This window comes from Sunxiuqinia elliptica (assembly GCF_900113005.1).
Classification (GTDB): Bacteria; Bacteroidota; Bacteroidia; order Bacteroidales; family Prolixibacteraceae; genus Sunxiuqinia; species Sunxiuqinia elliptica.
The window spans coordinates 118301-129550 of record NZ_FONW01000007.1 but is presented as its reverse complement, the minus strand read 5'-3'; the positions used below and the strand labels follow the sequence as shown (position 1 = coordinate 129550).

Here is an 11250-nt window from a genome sequence, read left to right as displayed (position 1 = left end):
TCTTTTGCAAGCTGAAGCATTAGCCTGTGGGTTTGGGCTTGCAAATGTGCGTCGGCTTTAGTTGCACTGTCCTTTTTTAGCATTCTGACTAACGTCAAATTTTGTTGTTTTTATCTTGTATCCCTTTGTTCATAATGATTTCAGCTTTATGTGTATCTGAAAATTTTCAAAAAAGTGCTAAAATTTTGTCGTTAGCAACAGTATTTAATAAGCTCTGGAGAAATAGATAATTTGCGTTTAAATCTATTTCGGAAGTGCTTATGTGGGGAATGCACCACAACGCCGTGCATATCTACTGGTAAATAGATATTGCTATTCAAGGCTCTTAATTTTGGCTACTAAAGATAATGGTTAAAATCATAATAATTCATTTCATAAGTCATTAAAACGGGCGTGTTCGGTTGGAATGGTGGATTGTTTTGCTGGCGTTCAACAATGGTTTTTAGGTGGTTTTGTTGTTTTAGACGCTGGCGGACTTCGTCTAGGGGCTCGGCGAGTTCATTTAACGCCTCCGGACTGACTTCTTGACAGTCGCGGAGTTCGTCTGGCTCTTACGGACTGACTTCTTGACGGTTGGCGAGTTCGTCAAGCTTATCGCTGAGTTCGTTTAACACATCGCCGAGTTCATTTAACGCATCGGCGAGTTCGTCTGGCGCTTGGCTATCATCTTCCGGCGAGTCGCTGAGATCGTCTGGGCACTTGGCGTCATCTTCTGGCTGGTTGGCGTCATCGTCTGACTGTTGTGGAACATATAAAAAACAACCGGCAACTGGTTTTTTCCAGCTGCCGGCTTAAGCGATAAAGCGTACAAGCAATTCCTTTTTGTTTAGTCCACAATTACCCGGGCGCGGGTATACTCCTCGAAAAACACGGAGTCGCTAAATTCGAACCGGATCATCAGCTTATCCAGCTTTTGCTTAAGCAAGGCGTCTGTTTGGTCCATCAACTCCTCAAGCATGTTTATGGCAGCAAAGGCTTGGTTGCGGATGGTTCGTGGCTGTCCGATCAGCGCCTTAAAACTGTCGAGGCTGGTTTCGGTTTCTACCAGCATGTCCTCAGTGAGCATGAAATCGGCCAGATCGCCAAGCCGTTTGCGGGCTAGGTCAATGACCGGGCGAACGAGGCTTTCCACATCGGTTTCGCGGCAAGTTAACAAGTCCGACTTTGTGAGCTTGACTTTCTCAGCCAAGGGCAGGTCGTCGTTAAAGGCGGCAAAAGCCTGAAGAATTCCGGATACCGTAACAGCTTTTTCAGTCAAGGTTTGGCGCGTGGTTTCTTTTTGTGCTGTGGTGCCAAGACTGGCTGCATCGGTTTCTTCATTTTTCTGTTCAATTCGCTGAATAAGCTCATCCAGCTCGTTTTTAACGGTCACCATCACGGGAATGGTATTCCAACGCATGGTGTAATTGTCCAGCACGGTTTGCGTAGCCAGGTACATACGCATGTGCTTGTTTTGGTCTTGATTCATAGTACGCTTTTTAAGTGAATAATTACTGAACGTGATGTCATTCAGCTATTTAATTAAATAAAATAAGGTAAGTTATTGATTAATTGAAAGATGTTAGTGAGCATAAAGTTGAAGGGGCAGAGCGGAAAGGGTAGAGGGCAAAGGGCAGGGGAAAAAGGAGACCGGGATACAGGAGACAGGAGAACGGAAACCGGATGGATCGTGTTTCAAATAGAAGTGTAGCAAGGTGGAGGTAGATCCTGAAACAAGCTCGGAAGACGCATTTTTCGGGTTCAGTCTCCATTGAAAATCACATCCTTCATTTCACTGAAGGTGAAAATGTGTGTAGGCCGGAAAATTTGGCCCGGGCCAGCGTTGGCTGGTGGGATGAAGGATTAAATTTTCAAGATTTTTCTTTGTTTCGGTTTCTTTTCATCGGAAAAGAAATGAAAAACGTTATTCGAGTAAAACCTGACGATCCCGAAATCACTTTGGCATCAGATTAAAAGAAAAGTGGAGGGAATTCGATAATCAATTGGGAAAACTATTCGGTGCATGTTTGCCATTGAGCTCGACGATACTTGCTAGTTGCGCCGATTATTGGTTGTGCATTACACCCACAGGGCGTTGCCCTGAGCTGATGCTTTCGCCCCGTTGGGGCAAAGAGCAACGAGGTAAAAGGAGAACGGAGGATGGAAACCGGATGGACCGTGTATCAAATAGAAGTGTAGCAAGGTGGAGGTAGATCCTGAAACGAGTTCGGAAAGACGCTTAGTAATCAGGGAACCGGTTTTATTTCAATCAAACTCACTCCGGAGTCGTATGCCATCCTAACGGATTACACCGACTCTTCCCCGCTCTTCCAGAAGAGAGGGGTCAAGCGAGTTTTACGAGCTTGGGGAGAGTTTCGAAACAAGTTCGGAAGACGCACAGATGAGGTTGAGTGCTTTGGATATCCTTGGAAAAATAGGATGGTCTTCGGTAGGGAAATGTTCTTTGGTGATTTGCGATAATGCCAGTGGTTGGATTTCCTTCCCTTTCTCAAGGGAAGGTGGTTCCGGTCATCGGAACCGGAAGGGTTAAGAAGCAAGCGATGTCCTTATTCGGTTGATAGGAGAGCGAACCACCTCGACATCAGTAAACTGATGCCACTCCTCCTTGCCAAAAAGGAGGAGAAACGGCAGGCTGTTTGTGATCAAACCTTGGAAAAGGAGGAGTTCTTTTTGGAGGAATGAGTGAGAAGGGAATTCGATAATCAATTGGGAAACCTATTCGGCGCATGCTTGCCATTGAGCTCGACGATACTTGGCAGTTGCGCCGATTATTGGTTGTGCATTACTACACCCACAGGGCGTTGCCCTGAGCTGATGCTTTCGCCCCGTTGGGGCAAAGAAAAGAGCAAAGTGCAAAGAATGAAGAGGAAAACGGAGACAGGAGAACGGAGGATGGACCGTGTATCAAATAGAAGTGTAGCAAGGTGGAGGTAGATCCTGAAACGAGTTCGGAAAGACGCTCACCTCAATGAAGGCATGAATTCAACTACTAATTATCGGAAAAAGGATTGGCCTACGAGGGTTTTGATCCAGAAAACAAGGGAAGGAATTTGCGTAGGTACTTGCTAAGAAAAACCTGTTTGACGACCAACGGGAGGAGTTGGTTTTCGGGGAGTTACCGATCCGTAGTTTTCATTCAAAAGCATCGTCAGCCTTGATCTTTTCGTTCTTTTGGATTAAGCCAAAAGGACAAGTTCGTTTAATGTGATCGGAAGAGTTAGGAAGGAATGGAACTTCAAACTAATAAAGAGAAGAGAACCACCTCGACATCAGTAAACTGATGCCACTCCTCCTTGCCAAAAAGGAGGAGAAACGGCTTGCTTACCGTGGAAGTCGGGCATGGCATGTTGGAAAAGCAATCAGCCGAATGCGTTTGGCATCCGGCTGATTGTTCAATGAGTTTATGCTGAGCCAGGAGGCTAGTTAACGATCACTTCGTCGGCAAAGATCCATACCGGCAGGCCGGCAGCGTTGTGCCATACCGGAGCTTTACTTACGTTTTTGGCGACAAGCTTTAGGTAGCGGGCCTGAGTTTCCGGAAAGCTGGCTTTAAAGTACTCCAGGTCGTTCCGTTTACTGTCCTTGCTGATTGGTTTCTGGGTGGAAACAGTTTGAAGTTTCCGGAAGTTGTTGTTGTCGTTTGAAGCGGAGAAAGTCACCGATTTTGGGAAGAACACAATGTGGTTGGTTACCTGTAAGAAGCCAACGGAAATATTGCTAAAGCTCTTGGCTTCTCCTAAGTCAATCACCACTTCCATATCATTCCCTTCAAAGCCCAGCCAGTTGGCAAAAAAGTTACTGCCACCCAAAGCGCCGTCGGTAAGTACTTGAGGATTCTCGTCGGCATATTTCTTTGGTTGGGTGAGTAGCTTCACTTTTGCTCCTCGTGCCAAGTTTGGTTGAGCGGCCCGTTCCAGTGTTTGCTCAAAAGCACTCAGGTATTCATCGACGGTGTAGCCCATTTCATTCATCAGGCTGATTTGGGCCTGCTCACAGCTGGATGCAAAACGATTGAGGCGTGTCTGCACATCGGGTGAGATGATTCCATTAGCCAGCAGTTGATAATCCGGCGACATCCCATTGCGTGCCATCTCCAGTTGGGCATAGTCCGTACTGATCCGTGCGGTTCGTACCCGTTGCAAAACAGCTGGCTTATCGCCAACAGCTGCTTCTGCCTCATCAAAAAAGGCATTGTACTGTTTGAGCAGTTCAGGTGAAAGGAAGGAGTTAAAAGCCTGGGCTGGGTCGCCGTACAGGTATAGGAAGAAATCCGGATCGCTTTCTAAGGATGCATGAACCAAGTCAATGTATTTCTTGATGGCAGGGCCGGCTTCTTCGTAATATCCCTGCATAAATTCGTTGATGATGGCCTCGACATCCTGATCGGGATTCCACAAAAGTTTAGCGGTTACATAGGAGCGCAACTCAAACAGCTCACTTGGATTGTGGCTGTGTTGTTCAAAAATCCAGGTGGCGTGGTTATCCCTGAAAAACTGGATGTTGGGTTGCAGGGTATTCATATTTGGGAAAGGAGCCAGAAAGTTGGTAAACTGAGTGGTATAATCCCAAATGCGAATGTGGTCGGTCAGTTGTTTCCATCCGATGAGGTCTTCAGCGAAATCGCTGCATTTTTCTTCGATTGGTGCACTCCGGTCGCATTCAATGGAGCAAAGGGTGACCAGCACATTGTCAAGGGGCTTGGTTTTGCATGGCTTGCGGGTGTATTGGTAAGCCAAGGTTGAAATGGTTTTATCCGGAAATGCCTGAGCAACGGCATTCACAAAACGAATCATGCTGCCACTGGGCGAACCTTCTTCCTCATCAATCTTTTGACAGTTCTCGCATTGACAATGCTGTGTGTTGTCGTTTTGGCTTACCGAAATCACTTGGGCATCCGGGTATCGGTCAAACCATACTTGTACCGAGTCGATAACAATTTTCAGTACCTCCTGATTGGTTAAGCACAATTGGGTTGGAAGTCGCTTCTTGCCACGCAGCGCATAGTATTCGGGATGCTTGTCGTAGAAGCTGAGTTCGGGAACAAAGCGGTGAAAAGTGTGCACCCGGCCTTCAGGAACATAGCTTGGAAAGGCTTCGGTAGTCACTTTTTGATGATCAGCAAAGGCATGGTCTTCGTAGAACAAGCGCGAATGGACCGTTCTGGTTGTAATCTCGGGCGTGTACACCAGGTTGACTGGTAGAGCCAAGCTGATGGTTGAACTGCTTGGTACCTGCTCAACGCTCGGCGAAAACCATCGGCAGCCTACATATTGCTCGAGAAACTCATAAACAGCGTAGCCTGTACTTTGTGCATCGCCTCCCGAGATGAGCAGGTTTTTCCCTTCCGTTTGAATGGAAATGGAATGTGCCTGTGGTAAGCCTGTGTTCGTGTAGACTAAAATTGCAGGGGAGGAAGGAGCTGCATCGCTTTCCATTACAATGGGAAGCTTTACGCTTGATGCTTTTTCCAGGTAATGTTGAAGTTGCTCTGCTGCTTGTTGGCAGTCCTGATTCTTGATTCGAATTTCATAGTTGGAGCGGCCATTTTTGATGATGGCCAGTTCGTTTTTGGAGGTACAAGCCCCCAAGGTAGCTACGGCTAGTAGAATTAAGAGTAGTTTTTTCATAAGCATTCGTGTTTTTTATGAGTGATAAATTGTCCATGTGGGATGAGGATTCCCAGGCATGAGCTTGAACAGCGAAGTTAGGAAAAATATCAGCAGACTCAGATAATAGAGGCCCTACCTTTGCAATACAGCCTAGGGAAAGGAAGTCGATTGGCTGAAATAGGGGCAAAAAAGAAGAGGCTGTCCAAAAAGCCACTTTAGATTTTAAACCGTCATTGCGAGTAAAACGAAGCAATCTGTTATTTAAAAGATTGCGTCAGTCGTTCCTCCTTCGCAATGACGAAAAACTATACTTTTTAGACATCCTCTCTTATCTGTGGCCTGCATGAGGCAGGAGTTCTTCTCTCTGGAAAATTCCTAAATTGTTTCCGATGAGGGAATAAATTGAGCGCTCAGATCAGGCGTTTCCATGTCTTTATCAAGTGGATACATGGGGCGATTGATGCGTTTATAGCCTAAGCGTTCCAAGTCCTGATCAACTCCTCCGGGGGTTAAGGCCATAATCCAGTCGGCCCGCATATTGTATAGCTCCGGTACCAGGTAGCCAATTTTAACGATAACAATATCAGTTTTGTGAGGATTGAGCCCCAGGTTGGTAAAGTCTTTTTCGTAATGATAAGGCTTACGCTTTTTGGTGAGGATGATCTGGTTATTGCCGGTTTTTAATACCACCTCAATCTCAGCGTGCTTATCTCCCTGCCGAATTTTTTCGATGGTGCCACTCAACTTGATTGGCCCGGAATAACGATCATCAACACGTGCACCTGCTTCAGCCTCTAGTTGGCCTCCTTCACCAATGGCTACAGCTTTCTCAACAAACTGAGGAGCGGGCAGGGAAGCATAGATCATTGATGGTCCGTTTGCTGCTTTTAGTTCTGGGCGCTTTAGTAGTTCGCGCAGTGTCCAGGTAACATCGCCGGCACCTCCAGCTGTCGGGTTATCGCCTGTGTCGCTGATGATAAAAGGATGTTTCTTGCTGGCAATCGCTTTGTCCAGGCATTCTTCCAATGTGCCAACAGGAGCTACAAATTCAAATTTATCACGAACGTCCCAGAAGCTTTGGGCCAGTTCTTCAGCCGATTGGGTAACCTTCTCCTTGTCATCGCCGGTAACCATAACCACTGCATGGTTGCGAGGTTCGTCAGCCCAGGCGTAACCCACCCAAATGGCCGCATCAATTACACCTTCTTGATCGGCAGCAGGAGCCACTTTGGCATAAAGGCTTTTCCCTGGCTCAATGCGCGTACTTGTTTTTTCTCCCGGCAATAAGATTGGTACCGGAATCCATGCTTTATAGGCTGGCTTTCCTTTGCCGTTCTCCAAGCGTTCCAGCAAGTTATCCACCGCTCTCTTTTTCGATTCCATGGCATCCTCGTGTGGAGCCATGCGGTAGCAAGTAATCAAATCTGTATTTTCAGCCAATCGCTTCGATACGTTTCCATGCAAGTCCATGCAGGTTGAGATCAGCGTCTCTTTGCCAATCACTTCGCGGATACGAATGATCAAATCACCTTCGGGATCATCCAGTCCCACAACGCTCATGGCGCCATGGATGTCAAGAAAAAGACCGTCGTATGGCAGGTTCTCTTTCAGCATATCCAGTGTTTGTTGAACCATGGACTCATAAGCCTCACGGGTAACAATTCCTCCTGGAATAGCCTTCCCTCTGAATGTCGGGAACCAATTTGCTCGTTTCCGGTTCGAGGCATCTTCGGCAAAAAATGGGTAGTACGAGAAAATATCATCTCCAACTAAAGCATGAAAAGCTTCCTCTTGGGTTTGAGCTGGAGAAAAGGTACTCGACTCAATAGCGATTCCTGCAATCGCAATTCGGGGTAAATCTTTGTTAACGTCTTCGCTTTGTTGTTTTTTGCTGGAAGTGCCACAGCCAGCGATCAACAACAGTACGGCGAAGTTTAGTAGTAGTTTCTTCATCGGGTTATTTTTTTTATTTTGATTTTCAGCGGTTTCCTTATATACGCAAGCTAAGGTTGCAGGTTCTCTTGGTATTCGTGCTGCTTGTAAAATATGTAAGCCTTATTTGTTCCTCCAGTAGTAACTTGTCAATCCTGGAATGATCAAATAAAGCCATTTTTTTACTCCTGCCAATTGGTGCTTTTAATCCAATCAACTACAAACTTGGCATTTTCGTATGGAATATCAGGTAAAAATCCATGTCCCAGGTTGAAAATCCAGCGTGGATTCTCTCTGAAGAAAGGTTTGAATTTTTCCAACTCGATTGCAATCTCTTCTTGTGAGGCATAAAGCATCCGTGGGTCGAGGTTACCCTGTAGTCCAACTTCCGGATGAACCAGCTCTCGGGCATGCTGAATCGGCATTTGCCAATCAATGCTTACGAAGTCAGCGATCTCTGGAGTCACATAGCGAAGCCCGGTTCCCAGTCCTTTAGGGAAAAAGATAAATGGCGTACCAGTTTCACGTACGGCTTTACTGATTTTGATAACAGCGGGCATAAATAACTCTTGGTAAAGCTCAACCGGAATCAGGTTAGCATGCGTTTCAAACAGCTGGAAGGCATCAATCCCATGCTCAATTTGCTTTTTGGCATAAACTACCGAAAGGTCAGCAATGGCATCAATCAGTCGTTTCGCTTCCTTTTTATATTGAAAGAGAAACTTAACCGCTTCCGGGAAATTGGGATTTGAGCTGATGCCCTGAACCATGTAACACAGGGTGGTTAAAGGAGCTCCACAAAAGCCAATTAGCGGAATGTTGCTGGGGCGTTGACGGATGATCTCTTCAATTGCCTTGTAGATGTATTCCAACTTGGAAGGATCAGGATTCAGATGATCAGCCGGATTAGTGATTCCTTTGAGTGGTTTGTTGAAAACCGGGCCATGATCGGTAAATTCGAGTTCCATGCCCATGGCGTTGGGGATGACCAGAATGTCGGAAAACAGAATGGCGGCATCAACGCCCAAATCGGAGATCGGCATCAGCGTTACTTCCGCAGCCAGTTTGGCATCATCCATCAGTTCTCTGAAGGTATAGCGTTCTTTTAGCTGATTGTAGTTGGGAAGAACTCGTCCGGCTTGGCGCATAAACCAAACGGGGGGACGCTCCGTTGTTTTGCCTTGCAAAGTATCCAAAAATATTGACTGCATAGGGTATTCTATTAGTTGTTTGTAATTGATTGGCCCGAAATTGCTTCGGGCCTGATCATTCGTTTATGCTTTGGCTTGTACATTCGTAAACTACAAGCTCTGCAATGCGGCTTTGTTAGCTGCAATAATGGTATCAATGTCTTCATCTGTATGGGCTGCCGATACAAACAGCGATTCAAATTGCGATGGTGCGAGGTAGATTCCGCTTTCCAAAGATTTTTTGAAGTAGCTGGCGTATTTGTTTGTATCTGAAGTCATCGCGTCTGCAAAACTCTTAACTTCCGGCAAGTCGGTGAAGAAAAGGGTCATCATCGAGCCTAGACGGTTGACAACACCTGAAACTCCTGTTGCTTGCAGGTTGGCTTTGATGCCTGCTTCAAGTTTAGCTGCTTTGCGTTCCATCTCTTCATAAATCGAAGGATTGTTCTTCAAAGTGTTAAGCATCACACATCCGGCAGCCATGGCTAGCGGGTTTCCAGATAGTGTTCCGGCCTGATAGACTGGTCCGTCTGGAGCTAGCTTATCCATAATTTCATTGCGACCACCGTAAGCACCTACAGGAAGTCCGCCTCCAATGATTTTACCGAAAGTTGTTAAGTCCGGTTCAATACCAAAATGTTGCTGTGCACCGCCAGGAGCTAAGCGGAAGCCCGTGATTACCTCGTCAAAAATTAGCATGGCACCGTGCTCCCGTGTAATTTCCCGAAGGCCTTCCAAAAATCCAGGTTCAGGAAGAACAACCCCCATGTTACCGGTAACTGGCTCAAGAATAACTGCTGCAATCTCGTTGCTATGCTTTTTGAATAGCTCTTCAACCGATTCCAGGTTGTTGTACTCAGCGGTTAAGGTATCTTTTGCTGAAGCTTTAGTTACTCCAGGGCTATCGGGTAAGCCAAGCGTGATGGCACCAGATCCTGCTTTAATCAGGAAACTGTCAGCATGGCCGTGATAACATCCGGCAAACTTTACCACCAAGTCACGGCCAGTAAAACCACGAGCAAGGCGCAGGGCGCTCATGGTAGCCTCTGTGCCCGAATTAACCATCCGAACTTTTTCGATTGATGGCACCATACTGGTGATTAACTCAGCCATTTGTGTTTCAACAAGGGTAGGAGCTCCGTAGCTTGTTCCACGTTCAGCAGCTTCCTGAACGGTCTTTACAATTTCTTCGTGAGCATGTCCCAAAATCATTGGTCCCCATGAGGCCACAAAATCCAGGTATTCGTTCCCATCAATGTCCCAAACTCTGGCTCCTTTAGCTCGTTCGATGAATACGGGATCAGCGTTTACGCTTTTAAAGGCCCGCACCGGCGAGTTTACTCCTCCAGGAATTCGTTGTTTGGCTGCTACAAATGCTTCTATGCTTTTATTAAATTTCATTTTTAAAGATTTTTAGATGTTTAGAATCAAGGGCCAAGATTTTAGACTTCTGGATTCTTGGATGTTCAGATTCCCAGACAACTTCAAGCCCGGAACTCTATACTTCTTCTCCAACGATCTTGTGTTAAACCCGATTCCCTTTTTCCAGTTCGCTTAACACAAACTCTTTGGCATGGTAGGTAATAATTACGTCGGCACCAGCACGTTTTAAGGAAGTCAGAATTTCTTTGGTCAGACGTTGTTCGTCAATCCAACCGTTGGCAGCTGCTGCTTTAACCATCGAAAACTCTCCACTAACATTATAGGCAACAACCGGAACATTGTAAGTTGACTTAACCCGGCTGATGATATCCATGTAGCTTAATGCTGGTTTTACCATGACCATGTCGGCTCCTTCTTCCAAGTCTGTTTCTACTTCGCGCAGAGCTTCGTCTCCGTTAGCTGGATCCATTTGGTAGGTGCTTCGGTCGCCAAATTGAGGTGCACTTTCGGCTGCATCGCGGAAAGGACCGTAAAAGGCAGAAGCGTATTTAGCAGAGTAGGCCATGATTGGCGTGTTGTGAAATCCGTTTTGATCCAAGGCCTCGCGGATGGCCGCTACACGTCCGTCCATCATGTCACTTGGCGCAATGAAGTCAGCACCTGCTTTTGCCAGCGTCACTGATTGGGCGGCAAGCGTTTTAATGGTGCTGTCGTTTTCAACATCGCCATCAACGATGGTTCCGCAGTGCCCGTGGGTGGTATATTCGCAATTGCAAACATCTGCAACAATCATAACCTGAGGAAGCTCTTCCTTAATCGCACGAATCGCCTGTGGAACAATGGCATCATGCTGACAAGCTACAGCGCCGGTTTCATCTTTTTCGGCAGGAATACCGAAGAGTAAGATCTTATCAATTCCTGTTCTCTCCAGCAAATCCTTTACTTCTTTTACCAGAAGGTCAACGGATAATTGGAAATTACCAGGCATCGATTTGATTGGATTACTAATATTTTCTCCCGGAACAACAAAGTAAGGCATGATTAGGTCATCACGGTTTACTTCGGTTTCGCGCACCATATTCCGGATGCTTGCTGTTTTTCTTAAACGTCTTAGTCGTGTTATTGGAAAGCTCATA

Annotated in this window: 6 protein-coding genes; all 6 read right to left on the bottom strand. The window is 46.2% G+C overall.

What is annotated here, in order from left to right; translation table 11 throughout:
* Positions 1–826 precede the first annotated feature (826 nt).
* The gene (locus BM156_RS13590; protein WP_093920436.1) at positions 827–1468 is read right to left on the bottom strand and encodes a hypothetical protein; all 642 of its coding nucleotides are present in this window, start codon (positions 1466–1468) and stop codon (positions 827–829) included.
* 1951 nt (positions 1469–3419) lie between these two features.
* Entirely contained in the window at positions 3420–5627 is a 2208-nt protein-coding gene (locus BM156_RS13585; RefSeq protein WP_170846960.1) for a DUF4838 domain-containing protein, read from the bottom strand.
* Positions 5628–5984: 357 nt separating this feature from the next.
* Positions 5985–7562, bottom strand: coding sequence for a M81 family metallopeptidase (locus tag BM156_RS13580; RefSeq protein WP_093920434.1), 1578 nt, complete (start codon positions 7560–7562; stop codon positions 5985–5987).
* 161 nt (positions 7563–7723) lie between these two features.
* Complete coding sequence (gene hemE, locus BM156_RS13575; protein ID WP_093920433.1) at positions 7724–8752, bottom strand: uroporphyrinogen decarboxylase; 1029 nt, start codon at positions 8750–8752, stop codon at positions 7724–7726.
* 90 nt (positions 8753–8842) lie between these two features.
* Positions 8843–10132 (bottom strand): glutamate-1-semialdehyde 2,1-aminomutase, encoded by a 1290-nt coding sequence (hemL, locus tag BM156_RS13570; protein WP_093920432.1) that lies wholly within the window; start codon positions 10130–10132, stop codon positions 8843–8845.
* A 124-nt stretch (positions 10133–10256) separates the two neighbouring features.
* Entirely contained in the window at positions 10257–11249 is a 993-nt protein-coding gene (gene hemB, locus BM156_RS13565; protein ID WP_093920431.1) for a porphobilinogen synthase, read from the bottom strand.
* Position 11250 lies beyond the last annotated feature (1 nt).